20 protein-coding genes are annotated in these 21,923 nt (G+C 51.3%); all 20 read left to right on the top strand.

Annotated elements, in window-relative coordinates; genetic code table 11:
- Positions 1–187: 187 nt before the first annotated feature.
- The 20 genes from PHH49_00800 (at position 188) to hisF (ending at position 21,913) form a co-directional block, all read left to right on the top strand.
- Entirely contained in the window at positions 188–1,789 is a 1,602-nt protein-coding gene (locus PHH49_00800; GenBank protein ID MDD5487490.1) for a hypothetical protein, read from the top strand.
- Between the two features lie 193 nt (positions 1,790–1,982).
- Positions 1,983–2,345 carry a PilZ domain-containing protein gene (locus PHH49_00795; protein MDD5487489.1) on the top strand — a complete coding sequence of 121 codons (363 nt, stop codon included), beginning with the start codon at positions 1,983–1,985 and terminating at the stop codon, positions 2,343–2,345.
- A gap of 214 nt (positions 2,346–2,559) precedes the next feature.
- Complete coding sequence (gene fabG / locus PHH49_00790) at positions 2,560–3,303, top strand: 3-oxoacyl-[acyl-carrier-protein] reductase (GenBank protein ID MDD5487488.1); 744 nt, start codon at positions 2,560–2,562, stop codon at positions 3,301–3,303.
- A 94-nt stretch (positions 3,304–3,397) separates the two neighbouring features.
- Positions 3,398–3,637: an acyl carrier protein gene (gene acpP, locus PHH49_00785; protein MDD5487487.1), complete on the top strand. Its 240-nt coding sequence runs from the start codon at positions 3,398–3,400 to the stop codon at positions 3,635–3,637.
- A 23-nt stretch (positions 3,638–3,660) separates the two neighbouring features.
- Entirely contained in the window at positions 3,661–4,923 is a 1,263-nt protein-coding gene (gene fabF, locus PHH49_00780) for a beta-ketoacyl-ACP synthase II (GenBank protein ID MDD5487486.1), read from the top strand.
- Positions 4,924–5,017: 94 nt separating this feature from the next.
- The gene (locus PHH49_00775; GenBank protein ID MDD5487485.1) at positions 5,018–6,178 is read left to right on the top strand and encodes an acyl-CoA dehydrogenase family protein; all 1,161 of its coding nucleotides are present in this window, start codon (positions 5,018–5,020) and stop codon (positions 6,176–6,178) included.
- A 19-nt stretch (positions 6,179–6,197) separates the two neighbouring features.
- Positions 6,198–6,989 carry an electron transfer flavoprotein subunit beta/FixA family protein gene (locus tag PHH49_00770; GenBank protein MDD5487484.1) on the top strand — a complete coding sequence of 264 codons (792 nt, stop codon included), beginning with the start codon at positions 6,198–6,200 and terminating at the stop codon, positions 6,987–6,989.
- A 31-nt stretch (positions 6,990–7,020) separates the two neighbouring features.
- Complete coding sequence (locus PHH49_00765) at positions 7,021–8,214, top strand: electron transfer flavoprotein subunit alpha (GenBank protein ID MDD5487483.1); 1,194 nt, start codon at positions 7,021–7,023, stop codon at positions 8,212–8,214.
- A gap of 228 nt (positions 8,215–8,442) precedes the next feature.
- Positions 8,443–8,640: a MerR family transcriptional regulator gene (locus PHH49_00760; GenBank protein ID MDD5487482.1), complete on the top strand. Its 198-nt coding sequence runs from the start codon at positions 8,443–8,445 to the stop codon at positions 8,638–8,640.
- A 14-nt stretch (positions 8,641–8,654) separates the two neighbouring features.
- Positions 8,655–12,260 carry a chromosome segregation protein SMC gene (gene smc / locus PHH49_00755; protein ID MDD5487481.1) on the top strand — a complete coding sequence of 1,202 codons (3,606 nt, stop codon included), beginning with the start codon at positions 8,655–8,657 and terminating at the stop codon, positions 12,258–12,260.
- Between the two features lie 93 nt (positions 12,261–12,353).
- On the top strand, positions 12,354–12,842 hold the full coding sequence (locus tag PHH49_00750; GenBank protein MDD5487480.1) for a nicotinamide-nucleotide amidohydrolase family protein: 489 nt from the start codon (positions 12,354–12,356) through the stop codon (positions 12,840–12,842).
- Between the two features lie 25 nt (positions 12,843–12,867).
- Positions 12,868–13,440 carry an RNA 2',3'-cyclic phosphodiesterase gene (gene thpR / locus PHH49_00745; protein ID MDD5487479.1) on the top strand — a complete coding sequence of 191 codons (573 nt, stop codon included), beginning with the start codon at positions 12,868–12,870 and terminating at the stop codon, positions 13,438–13,440.
- Between the two features lie 187 nt (positions 13,441–13,627).
- Positions 13,628–14,677 (top strand): recombinase RecA, encoded by a 1,050-nt coding sequence (gene recA / locus PHH49_00740; GenBank protein MDD5487478.1) that lies wholly within the window; start codon positions 13,628–13,630, stop codon positions 14,675–14,677.
- Positions 14,678–14,745: 68 nt separating this feature from the next.
- Positions 14,746–15,219, top strand: a complete 474-nt coding sequence (locus PHH49_00735; GenBank protein ID MDD5487477.1) for a RecX family transcriptional regulator — start codon at positions 14,746–14,748, stop codon at positions 15,217–15,219.
- A gap of 10 nt (positions 15,220–15,229) precedes the next feature.
- Positions 15,230–17,935 carry an alanine--tRNA ligase gene (gene alaS, locus PHH49_00730; GenBank protein MDD5487476.1) on the top strand — a complete coding sequence of 902 codons (2,706 nt, stop codon included), beginning with the start codon at positions 15,230–15,232 and terminating at the stop codon, positions 17,933–17,935.
- A 1-nt stretch (position 17,936) separates the two neighbouring features.
- Complete coding sequence (gene hisD / locus PHH49_00725) at positions 17,937–19,160, top strand: histidinol dehydrogenase (protein MDD5487475.1); 1,224 nt, start codon at positions 17,937–17,939, stop codon at positions 19,158–19,160.
- Positions 19,161–19,173: 13 nt separating this feature from the next.
- The gene (locus tag PHH49_00720) at positions 19,174–19,824 is read left to right on the top strand and encodes an imidazoleglycerol-phosphate dehydratase (GenBank protein MDD5487474.1); all 651 of its coding nucleotides are present in this window, start codon (positions 19,174–19,176) and stop codon (positions 19,822–19,824) included.
- 16 nt (positions 19,825–19,840) lie between these two features.
- Complete coding sequence (gene hisH, locus PHH49_00715) at positions 19,841–20,449, top strand: imidazole glycerol phosphate synthase subunit HisH (GenBank protein ID MDD5487473.1); 609 nt, start codon at positions 19,841–19,843, stop codon at positions 20,447–20,449.
- Positions 20,446–21,186, top strand: a complete 741-nt coding sequence (gene hisA, locus PHH49_00710; GenBank protein ID MDD5487472.1) for a 1-(5-phosphoribosyl)-5-[(5-phosphoribosylamino)methylideneamino]imidazole-4-carboxamide isomerase — start codon at positions 20,446–20,448, stop codon at positions 21,184–21,186. Before hisH ends, hisA begins: the two co-directional genes overlap by 4 nt.
- The gene (gene hisF, locus PHH49_00705; protein ID MDD5487471.1) at positions 21,155–21,913 is read left to right on the top strand and encodes an imidazole glycerol phosphate synthase subunit HisF; all 759 of its coding nucleotides are present in this window, start codon (positions 21,155–21,157) and stop codon (positions 21,911–21,913) included. The genes hisA and hisF overlap by 32 nt, the downstream gene beginning before the upstream one ends.
- Positions 21,914–21,923: the final 10 nt, after the last annotated feature.

Genomic DNA, 21,923 nt, shown 5'->3' with positions numbered 1-21,923 from the left:
GATAACGTATTATCAAAAAAATATTGACAAAAAATAAAACAAGAGATATTATAAAAAGCGGGTGAGGGTAGGGGATGATCACCCGCTTTATTACGCGAAAAATCCTGAATCGGATCCGCGCTTGTATTGACAACTCTATTCTATCAAAAGTTGTCCTCTTGTCAAGACAAAATGTGAAAGGGGAAATATGTTGTCCGTGAAGAAATATCCATTGAAAATAAAGGTGATATCGCTGGTCATATTCCTGTTCTTTACAGGTGTTGCCAGTGGAGGTGAAATATCGTGTAAAGGATTGTGCGGTAAGGTGTTATGTCTTGTGGCCGGAGACCAGGACAATGACAGGATATTCGCGGGAACGACCGAAGGTCTCTTTGTTTCAGAGAAAGGGAAAAATAACTGGAAAGAAGAGCGTCTTCCGGCCGGGAGCGGCGGGGTAAAGGATATATGTTTCATGGGGGGAGAGGTCGTTGTCCTGACCGTGAAAGGCTTGGTTTATCGCAAGGAGGATGAAGGGTGGGAGATCAAGAGAACACCCGGGAGGATGACGGGGATGTCCGCCGATAACGATGGAATGGTAGTCTGGAGCGAGCGCGAGATATATTTTTCTGGAACGCCGGCAGGAAGTATAAGTAAACTAGGTCTGTCCAAAAGGTGCGGGCGGATAGTGGATGTGCTTAATAGCGGGGGCCGGATAGCATGCCTTTCGGATGGGAGATTCTTCATCTGTGACGCACGGGAAAAGAACTGGCGGGACCTGGCGTTCCACGACGCGAACACAGGTGAAGAGGATGAGGCTGATATGACGGAACCCGCGGAGGAAGAAGAGAGCGACGTTATAACGCCTGTTGCGGGACACATTGAATATTGCGAGGATACGGACGGTTTTGTCGTGCTTGATAACGGGAACATATACATGGTGGCCCCTGACGATATGACTTATCTTAAAATACCCGAAAAGTTACCGTCAGCATATGATCCGGTGAGCGTGGGCTATGGGGGAGGGACCATATTCGCGCTCGCGGGCGATGGTGTTTTTGCTTTAAGGAAAGATGGCCATGGATGGGATATGATATTCCGGGCCCCTGGTGCCGGGTCCGTTCCGTGCATGGAAATATATGGATCGGGCGAGTGTGGTACTGGGATATTGTTGGGACGTGGTTCCGAGGTGTATGAACTCTGTATGGGTAACGTGGAATTGCCGGATACAGGGACAGATGGGGGTTACGGTGAATGGTTCATGGCCCCGGGGCCGGATATAAAGGAAGTATGTAGAAAGGCCGTCGAGTATGCCGACGTATCTCCCTCAAAAATAAGGAAGTGGAGAGATGCCCTGAAGTGGAAGGGGTTGTTCCCCAGGGTATCCCTCAGCTTTTCCGAGTCCAGCGATGATAATAAGGAGATATATACCAGTGCTACCACCTCTTACGTGTTCGAGGGCCCCCGGGAAACGGACAACGATTGGGGGGTCAACTTCACCTGGGACCTATCAGAGCTGGTGTGGGACGCTTCGGAAACGAGTATCGACGTGCGCAGTAAGCTCATGGTCCAGCTTAGGAATGATATCCTTGATGAGGTTACACGGTTATATTTCGAGAGAAAAAGGACTATCCAGCTTATCCTGGATAGAGAACGGGCCACAGGTTCGCGGAAAGAGAGGAAAGACCTTGGCGGTGCCCGGAAAGATGTTCATCGAGTAGAAGAGCTGACCGCGTATATCGATGCCTATACCGGAGGATGGTTCTCGACGGAAACAAGTAAAATATCGTCGGATGATACTGCCTGTCCATGAGCGTGCCCCGAACAATAACTTCTTGTAAATAACCCCGGCCGGATGTAAAATTACATTTATGAATATCGCCTGACGGGAGGAATATGCGCAGGCGGAGGGAACGGCGGAAGCCGCACTTGTAATTCATAAGTATATTAAGGTATACTATACAGAACAGAAAGAAGTCCGACAAATATACGGCAGGTAAACATTCATGTATAGAGGCGCTGAAAGACGACAGTATAAACGAGTAAAAAGACAGTTCCTTGTAAGGTTCAGGGTCAGGCCTCATGAAGGCCCCGGTGGATGGGATATGGTACCCGTGATAAACCTGGGTGCCGGGGGCATGTTGTTCTATTACAACAAATTCCTCAAAGAAGGCGCGCTTATGGACCTGAAGATCAGTTTTTCTCCGGTCGAGGATCCCGTTGTGTGTGTCGGCCAGGTATTGAGGATGGAAAAAATGCCTACCAACAATATGTGTATAGTAGCGGTTCTTTTCCAGGAGATGGGAGATGGTAAAAGGGAGCTTGTTGACCGCGTAGTGGAACAATATCATTCCCAATCCCTAGAATAGGTCCTGTGCCGCGGGGATAAACTTATTGTACAGGCATGGCGGGATACGTAAAAAACGATAAAATGACCCATGGCACATCATGTTCTCCCGATCTTGTCCAAAAGAACAGAGTATTTACCATATGTCGGCCCGGACATGTCCGCCCCGGGCCTTAATTGTCTTGACAAAACATTTATAGTTGTTACAATTTAGTTCGAAAAAAACAGGGGGTAAGATGAAACTCGAGAATAAGGTATCCATGGTAACGGGTGCGGCCAGGGGGATAGGGAAAGAGATAGCTTTCCTGTTCGCCAGGGAAGGGTCGGACCTTGCCATATGTGATGTGAACGAGGAATTCCTGGCCGCTACCAAAAAGGAAATAGAAGATGCGACAGGCAGGAAGGTCCTGACAGCCAAGGTCAACGTTACTTCGCTCGAAGAAGTGACCGGGTTCGTGGAGAAAACCCTTGACAATTTTGAAAGATTAGATATACTTGTCAACAATGCCGGCATTACCAGGGATAATCTTATCCTTAGAATGTCGGAACAGGAATGGGATTCAGTACTTGACGTGAACCTTAAGGGCGCTTTCAACTGTATAAAAGCAGTGACCCGTCCTATGATGAAGCAACGCGGCGGCAGGATAGTGAACATGGCTTCCATAATAGGGGTCATGGGGAACGCCGGCCAGGCTAATTATGCTGCCAGCAAGGGAGGGCTTATAGCCCTGACCAAGACGGTAGCCAAGGAAATGGGATCCCGAAATATCAATGTTAACGCCATAGCTCCCGGGTTCATACAGACCGATATGACCGATAAGCTGTCCGCGGAGGCGAGAGAGAAGCTTTTGGGGCTTATCCCCCTCGGAAGGATGGGGGATACCTCAGATGTGGCAAAGTTGGCGCTTTTCCTGGTCGGTGAAGGGTCTTCTTATATAACGGGTCAGGTAATAAAAGTTGACGGCGGAATGGTGATGTAGGCCACGGCCGAAAGCTCTACGGCTTGCCAGAATGACAGTAAGCCATTAATAGGTATCTAACTGTAGCAACTAAAAACGCGTAAAAGGAGGAACAATGTCGGAGATAGCTGAAAAGGTCAAAGCGATCGTGGCTGAACAGCTTGGTGTAAAGATCGAAGAGGTCAGAGAAGATGCGAAGTTCATAGACGATCTTGGTGCCGATTCTCTGGATACTGTTGAGCTTGTTATGGCGCTTGAGGAAGAGTTCGGGGCTGAAATACCGGACGAAGACGCCGAAAAGCTCACGACGGTCGGAGAGGCTATCACTTATATCGAAGAAAAAGCAGCCAAGTAATCTAAAAATAAGATTATCCGATTATGTCCCATAAAAGAAGAGTTGTCCTTACAGGGACCGGCGCAGTGACCCCGGTAGGGAACAATGTCAAAGATGCGTGGTATGCGATGGTTAACGGTAAGACGGGTGTAGCCCGTCTTACCGCCTTCGATCCTACTCCGTTTAATTCCCAGGTAGCCGCAGAGGTCAAAGGCTTCGACCCGACCTTGTTCATAAGCCCCAAGCAGGAAAAAAGGCTGGATCCGTTCGTTAAGTTCGCGATAGCCGCCGCCAAGATGGCTGTTGACGACAGCGGGATAGAGGTCTCCAAGATCAATACCGAGCGGGCCGGTGTATATATCGGGTCAGGTATAGGCGGGCTCCATACCATAGAGAAAGAGCATTCAAAATACATAATGTCGGAGAACGAGACGGTAGCGGCATCCAGGATGTCACCGTTCCTTATCCCCATGCTCATCGTTAATATGGGGTCCGGCCTGGTCTCCATAGAGCTGGGGTTCAAAGGCCCGAACTCCGCGGCGGTCACAGCTTGCGCTACCGCCAGCCACTCAATAGGGGACGCTTTTAAGATCATACAGAGGGATGAGGCGGATATAATGGTGGCCGGAGGGTCCGAAGCGGCTATAACGAGAATGGGATTCGGGGGTTTTTGCGCCCTCAAGGCGCTGACCACCAGGAACGATGACCCGGAACATGCTTCACGCCCGTTCGACAGGGAAAGGGACGGGTTCATAATGGGCGAAGGCGCGGCTATAGTGGTACTTGAGGAGCTGGAGCACGCCAAGAAAAGAGGGGCCCATATCTATTGTGAGGTCGTGGGATACGGTATGAGCGGGGACGCGTATCATATGACAGCTCCTGATCCCGAAGGGGACGGCGCTATAAGATGCATGAAGGCCGCCGTAGAGGATGCCGGACTTAACGTGGAAGCAGTAGACTACATAAACGCGCATGGTACCTCCACGCAGCTCAATGATAAGATGGAAACGGCTGCCATAAAAAAGGTTTTTGGTGACCATGCTTACAAAATGGCGGTAAGTTCTACTAAAGGCGTCACCGGGCACCTGTTAGGCGCTACAGGCGCGATAGAGCTGATCGCATGCGCTAAAGCCATAGAGGAAAGAGTTCTGCCTCCCACAATCAACTATGAATACCCTGACCCTGATTGCGACCTTGATTATGTCCCGAATACCGCCAGAGAAGCCGATGTTAAGGTAGCGCTAAGTAATTCTCTCGGTTTTGGCGGGCATAATGTGAGCCTGGTCGTTAAGAAGTTCGAAGGATGAACCCGGTTTAGATCAATTATATCTTGAAACTCAAATTCTTTGGCCCGGTAAAGTCCGTGATGTTTTACGGGTCACGAAAACGTAAGGAGAAGATATGGATTACTTATTGACCGAAGAACAGCAGATGATAAGGGATCTATGCCACCAGATCGCCGAAGAGAAAATAAAACCAGTTGCGGCTCATCATGACGAGACCGGTGAGTTCCCATGGGATATAGTCAAGGTCATGGCCGAATCCGATATCTATGGCGTGTATATACCCGAAGAATATGGTGGTATGGGCGGCGGGGTCCTGGAAATGGCCATCGCCGCGGAGGAACTTTCCTGGGGATGCGGAGGTATTGCCCTGGCTTTCGCCGCTACCGGTCTGGGGACTTTTCCTATATTGCTTTATGGTAACGATGACCAGAAAGCGAAATACCTGCCTAATATAGCCGCGGGGAAGACCCTTGCCGCTTTCTGTATAACGGAAGCGGAAGCCGGATCGGATGCCGGAAGCATAAAGACCACGGCCGTGAAGGACGGGGACCATTATATATTGAACGGGACCAAACAGTGGATAACCAACGGTGGTGAAGCCGAGATATACACTGTTATCGCCATGACGGACAGATCCAAAGGCGCGCGTGGCGCAAGCGCCTTTATAGTCGAAAAAGGTACTCCGGGCCTGAGCTTTGGCAAGAAGGAAGATAAGCTTGGTATCAGGGGATCGGCAACGCGCGAGGTGATATTCCAGGACGTTAAGGTGCCTAAAGAGAACCTGCTGGGCAGGGAAGGCCTTGGGTTCATAGTGGCCATGAAGACGTTCGATCATTCGCGTCCGGGTGTGGCCGCGCAGGCCGTCGGCATAGCCCAGAGGGCTTTGGATGAGTCGGTCAAATACGCCCACGAGAGAAAGCAGTTCGGGAGCGCCATATCCTCTTTCCAGGGGATACAGTTCATGCTCGCCGATATGGCCATACAGGTAGAGGCTTCCAGGGCGCTTATATACTCGGCCGCTCGCATGATAGACTCCGGAGCCAAGGATGTGGCCAAGATATCGGCCATGAGCAAGACGTTCGCGTCCGATACGGCGATGAAGGTCACCGTGGATGCTGTACAGATCTTCGGCGGATATGGATATATGAAAGAATACCCGGTAGAGAAACTCATGAGGGATGCGAAGATCACGCAGATATATGAGGGCACCAACCAGATACAGAGAAGCGTGATAGCATCGGCTCTCATAAAAGAGAGCCTGGGCAAGAAGAAATAAGCCGGAAGGAAGAGCAACAATGAAGATATTGGTCCTTATAAAACAGGTTCCGGACTCGACGGACGTGAAGATAGACCCGGTAACGAACACGCTCAAGCGTGAAGGCGTGGCAGCGGTCATAAATCCCTTTGATATGTACGCCATTGAAGAAGCCATAAGGGTCAAGGAGAAGCTGGGGGATTCCGAGGTCGTTGTTATCTGCATGGGGCCGCCCCAGGCGGACCAAGCCCTGCGGGAAGCCATATCCATGGGTTGTGACAGCGCTATACTGCTTTCCGACAGGAAGTTCGCCGGCAGTGATACCTGGGCCACCAGCTATACTATCTCACAGGCCATAAAGAAGGTGGGAGATTTCGGTATCATATTCTGCGGGAAACAGGCCTCCGACGGGGATACCGCCCAAGTAGGTCCCGGTATATCCATGCATCTGGGGATTCCGCAGGTAACATATGTGAAAAAGATCGAAAAACTGGACAAGACCTCCGCTGTGGTCGAACGTATGACCGAAGAGGGTTATGATATAGTCGAAACGCCTATACCGGTATTATTCACGGTGGTAAAAGAGATAAACGAACCCAGGCTTCCGTCCCTCAAGGGTAAGATGAAGGCAAAGAAGGCCGAGATAGTTGTCTGGACGGCGGAAGATGTCGCCTGCGAGCCGGAGAACATAGGCCTTGATGGGTCCCCCACCAGGGTCGTGAAGGTGTTCTCTCCGCCCCCAAGGGGAGGCGGTCAGATCATAGGCGGCGAGGAAAAGGACGCGGCCATAGAATTGGCCGGACTTATCAAGGATGTTGTGATAGGCGGATAGAACGGGAGATGGAGCGCATATGAGCGGAGAACTGCCGATAAAGATCAACGATAAATGCATTGGATGTAAGCTGTGCGTAAAGGAATGCCCTTTCGGTGCCATGACCGTAGAGAACAAGAAAGCGGTCATTGACCTTACCAAGTGTACGTTATGCGGGGCCTGCGTAGAGGTGTGTAAGTTCGATGCCATCGATATAAAGAAAAAAGACACCGCCGCTAAAAAAGATTTTTCCATGTATAAGGATGTATGGGTCTTCGCCGAGCAGAAAAAGGGAAAAGTGCAGTCCGTGGCGTTCGAGCTACTGGGAAAAGGCAGGGAACTCGCGGATAAGCTCGGGGTTAAGCTTTGCGCGGTGCTTTTGGGCGACGGAGTGGAAGATGTGTGCAGGGAACTCATAGAAAAAGGCGCCGATAAAGTATATCTCGTGGATTCCCCCAAATTGAGGGTATATCAGGACGACCCTTATACCAAGGTCCTTATCAAGCTGGTGTCGCAATATAAACCGGAAATAGTGCTTTGCGGGGCTACCACCATAGGCAGGAGCCTGATATCACGCGTAGCTGTGGACATAAGGGCCGGGCTTACCGCGGATTGTACGGGGCTCGATATAGATCCGGACGAAAAACTGCTTCTCCAGACAAGGCCGGCTTTTGGTGGTAATATCATGGCTACCATAATCACGCCCAATTCCAGGCCGCAGATGTCCACCGTAAGACATAAGGTCATGAAAGAGGCCGAAGCTGATAGTTCCAGGAAGGGCGAAATAATACGCGAATCCTTTGATGAGGATACATACGCTTCAAGGACAAAGCTTATCGATATCGTCGAGGAGATAGAATCGACCATAAATATAGCGGAAGCGGATATAATTGTCTCCGGGGGGCGAGGTGTGGGCTCAAAAGAGAATTTCGAGATCATCAGGGAACTGGCGCTGGGGCTTAACGCCGCGGTGGGGGCATCGAGGTCGGCGGTCGATGCCGGATGGATCCCGTACTCGCACCAGGTCGGGCAGACCGGTAAGACCGTATGCCCGAAACTATATATCGCTTGTGGTATAAGCGGCCAGATACAGCACCTTATCGGGATGAAGTCATCGGACGTGATCGTAGCTATTAATAAGGATCCCGAGGCGCCTATATTCGGCGTAGCTACTTATGGTATAGTGGGAGACCTTTTCAAGGTATTACCGGCGCTTACTCAGGAGTTCAAGAAGGTATTAGGATAATATAAACGGTATCCGACCTCTATCAATAGCGGGCATAATACGGCCCGCTATTTTTTTGTCATCCCCCGAAAAAAACAGTTGTAGTATTTATATTTTTATGTTATACAATATATGGTGTTTTTTGCCTGGACATTTTCTTGACTTGTATAAGAAACGTATGTATACTTTAGTAAAATTTTACAAACATCAATAAACATATACAAACCATATCAAAGTTGGGTTTAACGCATGGAGATGATCTCAAGAGGTGTAAGGAAATATACGGTCCAGCAGATAGCTGATATTCTTGGGCTTTATAGAGGCACTGTGATAAATTACGAAAAGAAGGGGATATTCCCTGTGCCGCGCCGTAACCCGATAAACGGTTACCGTGAATACACCGAAGAAGACATCGAGAAGATGAGAAGGATACTCGAAGGAAAATAAGGACGGGAGGTAAGATGTATTTCAAAAGCCTTGAGATACTGGGTTTTAAATCTTTTCTGAACAAGACTAAGTTGAAGTTCGAACCCGGGGTAACGGCGATAGTAGGACCGAACGGGTGCGGGAAAAGCAACATAGTTGACTCTATAAAGTGGGTACTCGGGGAACAATCCGCGAAATCCATGCGTTCGTCGGCCATGCAGGATGTGATCTTCAACGGTACGGAAAAACATGATCCGCTGGGTTTTGCCGAGGTGTCTTTGACCCTCTCGAACGAGGACAGGATATTACCGGTCGATTATGACGAGGTAACGGTAACAAGAAGGTTATACCGCTCCGGGGAAAGTGAATATCTCCTGAACAAGATGCCTGTGCGGCTCGCGGATATACGCGGTCTGTTAATGGGTACCGGTATAGGCACCAGTTCCTATTCGGTCGTGGAACAGGGAAGAATGGACATGGTCTTGAGTTCCAAGCCCGAAGAGAGAAGGTATCTTTTTGAGGAGGCCAGCGGTATTACCCGATACAAATCCCAGAAAAGGGAGGCCATGCTCAAACTGGAACGCACCCAGGAGAACCTGGTTCGGATAAACGATATTGTAAGGGAAGTGGAACGGCAGATCCGTTCGATAGAGAGGCAGGCAAGGAAAGCGGAGCGCTATAAAACGCGTTATGAGGAACTTAAAGGGCTTGAGGTGAAACAGGCCCTGAAAAAATATCACGATCTCGGGTCGAATGACAGTTCCATAGCGGACATGAACGGGGACATCAAACGTCTCGCGGAAGAAAAAAGTTCCGCGTTGGAAGGGGCGGCTTCCGCTCTAGCGGGTTTCCGTGAAGATTTCAAGATGGTGATGGAGAAGTTGCAGGAGATACAGAACCAGGTGACGATCATGGCGTCGGAACTGGACAAGAACAGGCATGTGATCACGGTCAACCGGGAAAGAGTGGAAGAACTCCAGAAATACGTGGAAAGACTGGACTGGGAAATAGAGGATATAACCGAAAGAAGAGAAGGCCTGAAGACCAGACTTGAAGAGCTTGATAGGCGTTTCGGTGAAGTTAATCGCAGAAGGACGGAGAAAGACGCTGAGCTGGCGCAGGCGGAAGAGAACGTGCGCGGCATGTCCGAGTCCATAGAACTGTGCAGGCATGAGCTCAAGTTCAGCCGGGAGAGGACAGTTGATATAGTTTCCGAAGCCACAAAAGCCAGGAACCTGGCCATAAAGCTACAGGCCGATATAAGTAATGCCGTAGCCAGGGAAAAAAGGCTTAAGGCGGAAAAGGTCAACGTGGAAGCCGAAAAGACCCGGGTGGTGGAAGAGGTTGGCGCGCTTGACGCCAAGGCCGAAGGAGTGAAAGGGAAACTGGAAGGCAAAAAGAAGGAGTTTTACGCTTTCAACGAGGAATACCAGGCCAAACATAACAGGAACATACTCCTGGGCGGGGAAAAATCGGATAGGGAGAAACAACTTAACGCCATCAGGCCGCGCAGGCAGTTCCTGGAGAAGCTGATATCCGAAAGAGAGGGTATAAATGACGGCGCGAAGGTCATAATGGAAAGGGTGGAGGCGCAAGACCAGGATTTCAAAGGGGTATGTGGGATATTATCCGAGATAGTGAACGTGAAGGACGGTTACGGTGAGGCCATGGAATCCGTCATGGGATATCTGTCCCAGGCAGTGGTGGTCGAGACACGTTCGGACGCGCAAAAGGTCATGTCATTCCTGAGAGAGGGTTCCATGGAGAACGTGAGCCTGATAATCCTTGAAGAGCTCAGCGCGCGCGCGACCGGAGAGGATATCCCGGGGGATGTGCCCGGGTTCGGCCCCGCGATGTCCGTTATCAGGACCGATGAGAGATATATCCCGGCGCTCCGGGAGCTTCTTTCCCGTACTTTGGTCGCGGGCCCGTCTTCTCGCGTGGAGGAAGCGGTTTCCGGGACCGAGCCGTTCCCGTACGCGGTATTGGGTGAAAAGGGCGAGATATCCCGCCGGGGAGTACGACGCAGCAGGAATTACTCCGGTAAAGAGGTCCTTCCGCTTTTCGGCAGGCAGGAGAAGGTCAGGGAAATGCTGGCTGATGAGGAAAGGATAGAAAAAGAGATAGAGGGACTGAACGCCGAGATATCCGTCCTGGAGAACTGGATAAGGGATTCCCAGGCTAGAAAAGAACATCTTGAGTCCGATCTGCGGGAGTGCCAGATGGAATTCGCGGATATCAGCTCAAGGCGTGGCGCTGTCAGGGATAAACTGGACTCGATCGACAAGGAGCTTAATGTTGTCGCCGCGGAAATAGCGGAGGAATCAGGGATAATAATCTCTTTGAGGGAGGAATTGTCCAGGGCTGAGGAGAAGAGCAGGGAATTGGAAGAGGAGAATATACGCCTGAACGCGGTAATGGAGGAATCACAGCTGGTGATACAGGACAAAAGCCGCCTGAGGGAAGAGGCTCTTTTCGCCATATCCGATATAAAGGCCGAGCTCTCGGGGCTCAGGAAAGAAGAAGAGAATATCAGCGAGAACCTTACCAGGGAACGGACGTCGTTCGAGAGGATGGAACATGAGGTCGGGGATAAGAGGGGAAGGATAGCCGAGAGTGGACAAAGGATAAAGGAGCTTAATGAACAGACGAAAGAACTTGAAACGCGCATAGGCGAATGCGAAAAGGCCATCGGGGAAAAGAACGATGAAATAACATTGGTGAGGGAGAGCAAAGAGGAGCTTTCGGTAAGGGTGCGGGAAGAAGAGGAGAAAGTAAAACGTTTCGAGAAAGAACTTGAGGAAGCGCGCGACAGGATACGCGATCTCGACATACAGAAAAAAGAGCTGGAGTACAAGCGCCAGGCCCTCGTGGACAGGATGCTGGAGACTTACAAGGTCGACATCGAGAAGAGCTTGTCCTGCGAGGGGGACGCGCAGGAAGAGAACTGGCAGGAAGTGGAGGCCAGGATAAACGACCTGAAGGACCAGATAGATAAAATGGGCGAAGTGAGCCTTGGCGCGGTAGAAGAACATAAGCAGCTCGAGGAAAGGTTCCAGTTCCTCACAAAACAGCGTGACGACCTGGTGGAAAGCCGCGAGTCCCTGCTTAAGGCGATAAGACAGATAAACCAGACCACGCGTAAGCTCTTCATAGAAACGTTCGATAAGATAAAGGTCGAGTTCAACAGCTATTTCCGTATGCTTTTCAACGGAGGCAAGGCCGAGCTTGTCCTCCAGGATGAGAGCAATGTGTTGGAATGCGGCATAGACATAGTCGTGAGGCCTCCAGGCAAGAAATTGCATAATATAATGCAGCTTTCCGGTGGTGAGAAGGCGATGACCGCCATAGCGCTCATATTCGCGATATTCAAGGTGAACCCGAGCCCGTTCTGTATATTGGACGAAATAGACGCGCCGCTTGACGAGTCCAATATCGTGAGGTTCTGCCGTGTGCTCCAGGAGTTCCTGAAGCTTTCCCAGTTCATAATCGTCACGCATAACAGGATGACCATACAGCTGGCGGACGTGTTATACGGTATCACGATGCAGGAAAAAGGTGTATCGAAGATCGTGTCCGTTAAGTTCACCGAGGACGAGAGGTCCGAGGCGGAGGAACCCGCCGCGGTCGTAAGCGCGTAATATATGTATACACGACGTCATGCCCCATGAGGCCGGGATACTTCCCGGCCTTATGTTCAGGGAAGGCATATAACCATATCATCAGGTGGGATTATGGCACAGGAGAAGGTCCGGGGCAGGAAAGCCAATAATGACGTGGGAAAGTTGTTGGCCAGGAAAAAAATGACACTTGCGCTTGCGGAATCCTGTACGGGGGGCCTGGTATCCAGCATGATAACGGATGTACCCGGCAGCTCTTCGTATTTTCTGGGCGGAGTTGTCGCTTATTCCAATGGCGTGAAGGTCCTTTCCCTGGGGGTGCCGGCGTCGAAAATAGAACGGTATGGGGCCGTAAGCGCTCCGGTAGCACTTTCCATGGCTTCCGGTGTGGCCGGACTGACAGGCGCGGATATAGGCGCGTCCATATCCGGTATCGCGGGTCCGGGTGGCGGCACCGCGAAAAAACCCGTTGGTCTGGCCTATATGGGATTCGTGTCCCACCGCAAAAAGAGAACGAAAAAACTGTTATTCAAGGGTTCCCGCAAAGAGATAAAAGAGAAGTTCGCGAAGTCACTTCTTGGTTTCATCTCGGATAACATATGAGCATATCCGTACAGGACCTTCCGATATGGAAAAGATAAGAGCTTTCATAGCGATAGATATTTCCGAAAAAGCCAGGGAAGAAGCCGCCCGGATACAGGGCGGGTTGAAAGATGCCGACGCCGACGTGAAATGGGTGCCTGTCGGGAATATCCATATAACGTTCAGTTTTCTCGGGGACATCACATTGAGGTCGGTGGAGGACGTAAAGGACGCCATGGAGAGGACGGCCTTGTCCATCGCCGGATTTGAACTGTCCCTGGACGGTCTTGGTGCTTTTCCAGGATGGGGACGTCCCAGGGTAATATGGATCGGGATAGGGAAAGGCGTTCCTGAGATCGAGAGACTATCGCTTTCCCTGGACAGGAACCTTGAAAAAAAGGGCTTCAGCCGGGATAGCGCGGAATTCAAGCCGCATATTACCATAGGCCGGGTAAGAAGTGGGTCCGGTGTCGGTCTTTTGCGGGAAAAAGCCCTGGGAATGATCCCCCGCCCTGAGGTAAGTCGTATAGACAGGATAACGCTTTACCGATCGGAATTAAGACAGGAAGGGCCTGTTTACACTCCTATTTATGAAAAATCCCTGGCAAAAAAGCAGTAATTCACGGTTTTCTGTTGTCTATGTATATAACGCCGCATAATATGTCGTGGTTTCCCGGAAAGGGACGGGTAAGTGCGGTAAAGCACTATATATATTAAAATATAATAGATAATTGCCTTTACAAAGAACGAGGGGTATTAGTATAATAAAGCGACTAATCTAAATCATAAATTATCGGGGGGCTGTCATGACCAGGAAAAATACCGAAAAAATCGATGAAAAAGAACGCTCCGAAGTTAAGAAAACGGAAAAAAATAAGGCACTCGAACTTGCCTTAAGCAAGATAGAAAAGGATTTCGGACAGGGAGCCATAATGAAAATGGGAGAAGGGTATAAGATCGAGGTCGATACCATCACGACCGGGGCCCTGGGGCTCGATATGGCTTTAGGCATAGGAGGAGTACCTCGCGGGAGGATAGTCGAGATATTTGGGCCGGAGTCCAGCGGGAAGACCACCCTTACTCTCAGCATATTGGCCGGAGCTCAGAGGAACGGCGGGGACGCCGCTTTCATTGACGCGGAACACGCTTTTGACCCTTCCTACGCGAAACGTATAGGTGTTGATCTTGACAAGCTCCTTATCTCACAGCCGGATAGCGGTGAACAGGCGCTTGAGATAGCCGAAACGCTTGTGCGCAGCAATGCCCTGGACGTAGTGATCATAGATTCAGTGGCCGCTCTTACCCCCAGGAAAGAGATAGAGGGGGATATGGGGGATTCGCATGTAGGCTTGCAGGCACGGCTTATGAGCCAGGCGTTACGTAAACTTACGGCGGCCATATCTAGATCCAAGACATGTGTTATCTTCATAAACCAGATAAGGATGAAGATCGGCGTTATGTTCGGCAACCCGGAGACGACAACGGGCGGTAACGCGCTTAAGTTCTACTCGTCCGTCAGGATAGACCTCAGGAGGATAGCTTCGCTTAAGAAAGGCGACAATGTCATCGGTAGCCGTGTGAGGGCCAAAGTGGTCAAGAACAAGATGGCCCCGCCATTCAAACAATCCGAATTCGATATAATGTTCGATGAAGGCATATCAAGGTCCTCAAGTATCCTTGATCTGGCCGAGCAGTTCAATATCGTCAAGAAGAGCGGTACGTGGCTTTCTTTCGGGGAAGAAAAGATCGGTCAGGGGAAAGAGAACGCTCGTGTTTTTCTTAAAGAGAACCCAAAACTACTGAACAAGATCGAAGCGGAAGTTGTAAAAGCCTCTAAGACCGCTGACCTTTTATAGGGAATGGGACAGGATCGGTCAGCCGGTCTGAAATAAGGCAGCGCTGCGTTCTTTGGAGACGGGCTTTAATGTGTATCAATGACGGTGTTTCGTCCGCAAAAAAAGATTGTCTGCGTTTTATCTCGATACGCCCCAGAAGCGAACATGAGATGTCGGAATACCTCGTGAAAAAGGAGTATTCCGCTGATGTGGCAGAGGCTGTCCTCGTTTGGCTCAGGAAGAACGGTCTGGTCAACGATCTTAAGTTCTCCGTTGAATGGATAGAGACACGTCTCAGGACCAACCCGAAAGGGATGCGCGCCCTGTCGGAGGAGCTTTCAGCAAAGGGGATAAGAGAAGATACGATCAAAAAGGCCTTCGAGGCGAGACCCGAGGCCAGGGACGATCATAAGGTGGCGAGCATAATCCTGAAGGCGAAACTCCGGGACCTGCGTGGGCCGAAAGACCAGAAATTCAAGGCCAGGCTATACAGGGTGCTCATAAGCCGGGGGATAGACCCGTATGTATCGGAAGAGGTCATAAGGGCAATATTGAGCGATTAGAGGTAATCATATGTTATCTGATGAAATAAGGGACAGGTTCCTGTCGTTCTTCAGGGACAAAAACCATAAGATAGTGGAGAGCGATCTTCTGGTACCCAGGGATGATCCGACGCTTCTTTTTACCGGAGCCGGGATGAACCAGTTCAAGGACCAGTTCATGGGGAAGAACATCGTTTATACGAGGGCCGCGTCCTGCCAGAAGTGTATAAGGACCGGGGACCTTGAGAACGTGGGAAAGACGCCCCGGCACCATACTTTTTTCGAGATGTTGGGGAATTTCTCCTTCGGGGATTATTTCAAGCGTGACGCGATACGGTGGGCATGGGATTTCATGACGAAAGAGATGAATATCCCGGAAGAAAGATTATGGGTGTCCGTATATCGTGACGATAATGAGTCGTATGACATCTGGATCAATGAGGTGGGTGTCCCGGCCGGACGTGTTGTCAAAATGGGGGCAAAGGATAATTTCTGGCCTTCCGACGCCCCGACAAAAGGTCCCAATGGGCCGTGCGGACCGTGTTCGGAGATCTTTTACGACTGGGGGCCGGATCAGGTGCGATGCGGGGATCCTTCGTGCGACCCGTCTTGTGACTGCGGCAGGTTCGTGGAGGTATGGAACCTGGTCTTCACGGAATTTGAAAGAAAGCCTGATGGCGGGCTGGTCCCGCTGCCGAACAAGAACATCGACACAGGTATGGGGCTCGAGAGGATAACGGCCGTAATGCAGGGGTCATATTCCAACTTCGGCACGGATGTATTCGCGCCCATGATCAAGACCATAAAGGCGATCGTCGGGGAGGGCATCTCCCGGGAGGATATATTCCTCATAGCCGATCATGTGAGGTCGGCCGTGCTCGCGATATGTGACGGGGTCTCCCCGTCAAACGAGAAACGCGGGTACGTTGTGCGCAAGCTGATACGAAGAGCGTTCCTGAAGAGCTCTTCCAAAGAGCCGGTGCTTTACCGTATAGTGCCGGATGTCGTAGAGAAGATGAGAAAGGTATATCCGGAACTTGGGGAGAAGAGGGAACACATAGCAGCTATAATACTTGAGGAGGAAAAGAGGTTCAACGATACGTTGTGTTCCGCCATGCCGGTCCTTGACGAGATGATGGAAAAAGGCGGGAAGTCGTTGTCGGGTGAGGATGTTTTCAAGCTCGTGGACACATATGGTCTTCCCCTGGAGATCATACAGGATAAGATGTTAGCGGTGGGTGGAAAGGATACGGATATAGACATAAAAGGTTTTGAGCGCCTGATGGACCAGAGGAAAGAGCAGTCCCGCAAAGGCAGTGATATTTCCTGCGATTTTATTTTCCGGCCAGATCTTTTCGCGAAAGCGCCGAGGCCGAAGTTCTCTGCCGGCATGCCGCTTGAAGCGACCATAGAATACATCCTGGTGTCGGGAGAAGAGGTGGATACCATAACGCCGGGGGAATGCGCCGAAATAATAACATGTCCGCAGAGCGCGGACCTGTATTCCGAGTCGGGCGGACAAATAGGGGATAAGGGTTTCGTTAGCAGGGAAGGCGCTCAGCTCGAGATAGTCAACGTGTTCGAGTCCGACGGCAGGAAGATCCTGCAGGTCGTGGCCCGCCAGGGACGGGTCGAAAAGGGAGAGAAAGTGGTCGTGGAGATAGACCGTGAACGAAAAGGGCGCACGGCGTGTAACCATACCGCGACACATCTTTTGCAGGCGGCCCTCCGGGTCGTGCTGGGAGATACGGTAAAACAGGCGGGATCGCATGTGGATGATAAGCGCCTAAGGTTCGATTTCACGCATATGAAAAAGGTGTCGGACAGGGAACTCATAAAGGTCCAGGATATGGTGAACGGGTGGATATCGGAGGACATATCCGTATGTAAGGGAGAAAAGACGCTGGAAGAAGCTAGAAAAGAGGGGGCTCTTTCGTTCTTCGGCGAAAAATACGGGGAAGTGGTACGTGTGGTATCCGTCGGGGACAAGTCCAAGGAACTATGCGGTGGCACCCATGTGGACAATACAGGGATAATTGAACTCGTTAAGATAACGGCCGAAAGTTCCGTCGCGAGCGGGATAAGGCGCATAGAGGCGGTCACGGGAGAGGAAGCGCGCGTGTGGGTAAAACGCTATCTTAACGATTTCATGAAAGAGAAACTAGGAGGCAGGCCGCCGGTCACCGGTGGAGATGATACATGGAAAAAGATAGTTGAGGTGGCGGAAGGCAAGAAAGAGGTCGACTCCGCCGTTGTGCATGAATTTGACGAAATATGGAAGGATGCGCTGTCCTCGGAAGAGGAAAAACGCGCCAAAGAGGAAAAGAACAAGGCAAAGAAGGCCGGAGCGGAACTTCTGAACGCCGCGCTCAGGACAGCCGATAGTCTCGCGGCCGATCCCGTGAAGATAAAGGACGTTAATCTGGTCGCGGGTATTATAGAGGGAGTGGACATGAACATACTGCGCCAGGTGACAGGCGCAGTAGAGAAAAAGGTCAGGTCGTCCGTTGTCCTCCTGGGATCGCGACAGGATGACAAAGCGTACCTTATGTGCGCAGTTACGGTAGATATTGGGGAAAAGGATATAGACGCGAAGGAGCTCATCACGTTCGTATCCACCGCTATAAACGGATCAGGTGGAGGCAAAAAAGCGTTCGCCCAGGCCGGGGGCAAGGATCCGTCCGGGCTGGAAAAAGCGCTGGCTATGGCCGTGGAATATATAGAAAAGAGAGGGTGAAATGAGGTCTGTAAAAGTAGGCAGTCAGATGTTCAATAACCTCCTTACCAGGGGTGGTATCGGGAAAAAGCGCCTTGAGCAAAAGGTGGCAAGGATACTTTCCGACGTGAGGGCTAACGGTGACAGCGCGCTGGTAAAGTACACGAAGAGGTTCGACAAAGTGGATCTCAAGAAAAAGGACATACGGGTCACCGAGGCGGAGATATCGGGAGCTTACCAGAACATAAAGCCGGAGATGGTGAACACGCTCAAGGAGATAATAGGGAACATCGAGAAGTTCTATCTGAAACAGATACCCAGGTCCTGGAAAATGAAGCAGGATTCCGGGGTGGAACTCGGGGAAAAATTCACGCCAATAGAGAATGTGGGGGTATATGTCCCGAGCGGTACGGTGCCACTTGTATCCAGTGTCTACATGACCGTGCTCCCGGCCCGGATAGCTGGGGTTAAAAAGGTCGTTATGGTATCCCCGCCGAACAAATACAAAAGTATAGATCCGCATATACTTGTGGTGGCGAATCTCCTCAACGTTGACGAGATATACAAGATAGGCGGGGCGCAGGCCATAGGCGCGATGGCTTTCGGCACCAAGACGGTCCCGAAAGTGGATAAGATAGTTGGTCCCGGTAACGAGTTCGTTACGGAAGCCAAGAGGCAGGTATTCGGTTATTGCGACATAGACATGCTGGCGGGTCCCAGCGAAGTGCTAGTGATAGCCAACCAGCACACCAACATGGATTACCTTAAGAGGGACCTTATGGCGCAGGAAGAGCATCACAAAGGTCTTTCCATACTGGTGACACCGTCGAAAAAGGTGTTCGACGCCATGCATAAGGACCCGGACCTCAAGGGATACATCATAAAGGTCAGGAACCTGGAGGAAGCGGCGCGCGTGTCCAATATGATCGGGCCGGAGCACCTGGAACTCATGGTGAAAGCCCCGAACAGGCTTTTAAAGATGATAACTAACGCCGGTGCCGTGTTCCTCGGGCAGTATACGCCGGTCGCCATAGGGGATTACATCGCGGGGCCGAGCCATGTACTGCCGACAGGGGGTACCGCCAGATACTCGTCGGGCCTTAACCTCAGGAGTTTCATGAAAAGCTCCCACATAATCTCTTATTCGAGACGGGCCATATGCAAATCCGCCGAATGGGTAAAAGAGATAACGGAACTTGAGAAGCTGGTCAGGCACTGGGAGTCTGTCCAGGCAAGATGTGAATGAACCGGGAGGAAAGATGGGTATATTCGGGAAAAAACAGGGTGTTCGCGGTGATCGGAGGGAGACCGTTTCATATGAACGGAAGTCCAGGGAGACCGAGATAACGATACCGCTTCTTGATGTCGATGGGACCGGAAAGGCCGATATAAAGACCTCCATAGGGTTCCTTGACCATATGCTTACATTGTTCGCCTACCACGGGTATTTTGATATAAAGCTTAAGGCGAAAGGTGATACCCATGTGGACAATCACCATCTCAACGAGGATATAGGCCTGGCGCTGGGGGAAGCTTTCAAAAAAGCCCTGGGGGATTGCAGGGGTATAGTCAGGACCGCCTACGCGGAGGTCCCCATGGACAAGGCCGGCGCCAAAGTGTCCGTTGACCTCTCGAACAGGCCGGCGTTCAGGCTGTCGGTCAACGCGGTTTCCGGTGGCAAGGAAGGGATAAAGGATGACGAGGGATATTCCATGCACTACGCGCAGGATCTACTTGAGAGCTTCGCTAACAAGATAAGCATGAACCTTCATGTGGAGATATACGGCGAAGGCGATATGCACCATTATCTTGAGGCGGTGTTCAAGGCGCTCGGTATAGCCCTGGACAAGGCCACGCGTGTGGACCCGAGGCGCGCGGGAGAGGTGCCCTCGAGTAAAGGTATATTATGACAAGTGTGGTGAACATATGATAGGGATGATAGATTATGGATCGGGCAATCTGAGGAGCGTCTACAACGCGTTCCGTTATCTGGGCGCGGAGCTCAAGATATGTCGTACGCCGGAAGAAGTGCGTTCCGTGGAAAAACTCGTCCTGCCGGGTGTGGGATCGGGGAAGGACTCGATGAACTGTCTGGATGACAGGGATCTCATAGCCCCGATAAAAGAACACATAGCCGGAGGGAAGTTGTTCCTCGGTATATGCCTGGGGCTGCAGCTTCTGTTCACGAAAAGTGAAGAGAGCGGCGGATGTGATTGCCTCGATGTGATCAAGGGGGACGTGAAGCTTTTTCCGAGGGCGGAAGGGCTCAAGGTCCCGCAGATCGGATGGAACACGGTGGCCATGAAAAGGCCGGAATGTCCCTTGTTCATGGGTATCCCGGATAACACGTTCTTTTATTTCGTGCATTCGTATTATTGCGTACCCGGAGATAATGACAATGTGGCCGGTATTACCGGTTACGGACTGGACTACGTTTCGGTCCTATGGAAAGATAACGTGTTCGCGACGCAGTTCCACCCGGAACGGTCACAGAAGTACGGGCTTAAGATGCTGGAGAACTTTATAAGGCTATGAAGATAATACCGGCGATAGATCTTATAGCGGGAAAGACCGTACGGCTTGTCCAGGGCGATTATGGGCACCAGCTGGATTATGCCATATCACCTATGGAGGCCGCGCGTACGTGGGTGGAAAAAGGGGCGGAAACGCTCCATCTCATAGACCTGGACGGCGCGAGAATGGGATGGCCGGTCAATGCCCGCATGGTACGTTCCATCACTCTGGGAACGGATGTCTTCGTCCAGACGGGCGGCGGATACAGGACGAAGGACGACATTGAGTTCGCCCTGGAGGTGGGCGTGGGCCGGGTGATAATCGGGTCAAAAGCGCTCGAGGACCGTGTTTTCGCCGAAGAGTGCGTAAAGGAGTTCGGCAACAGAGTGATATTCAGCCTGGATGTCAGGGCAGGCAGGCCCAGCAGTAGCGGCTGGGAAAAAGAATCAAAAGAAGATGTCATGGATATCCTCACATGGTTCAAGGATATCGGCGTGACCGAAATAATATACACGGACATAAAGAGCGATGGCATGCTTTCCGGCCCGGACATAGATAGTCTCGCTTCCTTGCTGGACCGCTCTGGGCTGAAGATCATATCCGCCGGGGGCGTAAAGGATATAGGGCATATTAAGCAGCTGAAGGCCCTCGAGAAGAAAGGCCTGTCCGGGGTGGTGATCGGCCGGGCCCTTTATGAAGGAACAATAGACCTTAAGGAGGCCATAAATGTTGGCAAAGAGGATAATACCCTGTCTTGACGTCAAGGACGGACGTGTGGTCAAAGGGATCAATTTCGTCGATCTCAGGGACGCGGGCGACCCGGTCGAGAATGCCAAGATATACAATGAGGAGGGCGCGGACGAACTGGTGTTCCTCGACATCACCGCCAGCCACGAAAAGCGCAAGACAATGGTCGATGTGGTCAGGCGCGTGGCGGAAGAGGTCTTCATACCGTTCACCGTCGGGGGAGGCATATCCTCCAACGAGGATATAAGGGAACTTCTCAACGCCGGATGCGACAAGGTCTCGATCAATACGGCCGCGGTAGAGGACCCGGGCCTGATCAGGCAGGCCAGCGATAAGTTCGGCTCGCAGTGCATAGTCCTGGCCATTGACGCAAAAAGAAAGACCGGCGGTGGATGGGAAGTGTATGTAAGGGGAGGGCGCGAGGCTACGGGGATAGACGCCGTTGAGTGGGCAAAGAAGGCCGAAAGCCTGGGTGCCGGCGAGATACTCCTTACAAGCATGGACTCGGACGGGACCAAGGACGGATATGATGTGCCGCTTACGAAGGCCATAAGCGAAGCGGTCAATATACCCGTGATAGCTTCCGGCGGATGCGGTACGCTTGACCATTTCAGGGAAGCTCTTACGGACGGCGCGGCGGACGCGGCCCTTGCCGCTTCGGTATTCCACTTCAAGGAATTCGCCATAGCTGAAGTGAAGAACTACTTAAAGGGAAAAGGTGTTAACGTTAGATTTTAAGGAGAATGTG

Source organism: Candidatus Omnitrophota bacterium, assembly GCA_028715965.1.
In the GTDB taxonomy this organism is placed as follows: domain Bacteria; phylum Omnitrophota; class Gorgyraeia; order Tantalellales; family Tantalellaceae; genus JAQUQS01.
The sequence above is the reverse complement of the archived record's forward strand: the minus strand, read 5'-3'. Positions and strand labels throughout refer to the sequence as shown.

Bases quoted from the DNA above. Each gene is read 5' to 3' on its own strand.
- PHH49_00800 (MDD5487490.1), top strand. From the start codon at position 188: ATGTTGTCCGTGAAGAAATATCCATTGAAAATAAAGGTGATATCGCTG.
- PHH49_00795 (MDD5487489.1), top strand. From the start codon at position 1,983: ATGTATAGAGGCGCTGAAAGACGACAGTATAAACGAGTAAAAAGACAG.
- fabG (MDD5487488.1), top strand. From the start codon at position 2,560: ATGAAACTCGAGAATAAGGTATCCATGGTAACGGGTGCGGCCAGGGGG.
- acpP (MDD5487487.1), top strand. From the start codon at position 3,398: ATGTCGGAGATAGCTGAAAAGGTCAAAGCGATCGTGGCTGAACAGCTT.
- fabF (MDD5487486.1), top strand. From the start codon at position 3,661: ATGTCCCATAAAAGAAGAGTTGTCCTTACAGGGACCGGCGCAGTGACC.
- PHH49_00775 (MDD5487485.1), top strand. From the start codon at position 5,018: ATGGATTACTTATTGACCGAAGAACAGCAGATGATAAGGGATCTATGC.
- PHH49_00770 (MDD5487484.1), top strand. From the start codon at position 6,198: ATGAAGATATTGGTCCTTATAAAACAGGTTCCGGACTCGACGGACGTG.
- PHH49_00760 (MDD5487482.1), top strand. From the start codon at position 8,443: ATGGAGATGATCTCAAGAGGTGTAAGGAAATATACGGTCCAGCAGATA.
- smc (MDD5487481.1), top strand. From the start codon at position 8,655: ATGTATTTCAAAAGCCTTGAGATACTGGGTTTTAAATCTTTTCTGAAC.
- PHH49_00750 (MDD5487480.1), top strand. From the start codon at position 12,354: ATGGCACAGGAGAAGGTCCGGGGCAGGAAAGCCAATAATGACGTGGGA.
- thpR (MDD5487479.1), top strand. From the start codon at position 12,868: ATGGAAAAGATAAGAGCTTTCATAGCGATAGATATTTCCGAAAAAGCC.
- recA (MDD5487478.1), top strand. From the start codon at position 13,628: ATGACCAGGAAAAATACCGAAAAAATCGATGAAAAAGAACGCTCCGAA.
- PHH49_00735 (MDD5487477.1), top strand. From the start codon at position 14,746: ATGTGTATCAATGACGGTGTTTCGTCCGCAAAAAAAGATTGTCTGCGT.
- alaS (MDD5487476.1), top strand. From the start codon at position 15,230: ATGTTATCTGATGAAATAAGGGACAGGTTCCTGTCGTTCTTCAGGGAC.
- hisD (MDD5487475.1), top strand. From the start codon at position 17,937: ATGAGGTCTGTAAAAGTAGGCAGTCAGATGTTCAATAACCTCCTTACC.
- PHH49_00720 (MDD5487474.1), top strand. From the start codon at position 19,174: ATGGGTATATTCGGGAAAAAACAGGGTGTTCGCGGTGATCGGAGGGAG.
- hisH (MDD5487473.1), top strand. From the start codon at position 19,841: ATGATAGGGATGATAGATTATGGATCGGGCAATCTGAGGAGCGTCTAC.
- hisA (MDD5487472.1), top strand. From the start codon at position 20,446: ATGAAGATAATACCGGCGATAGATCTTATAGCGGGAAAGACCGTACGG.
- hisF (MDD5487471.1), top strand. From the start codon at position 21,155: ATGTTGGCAAAGAGGATAATACCCTGTCTTGACGTCAAGGACGGACGT.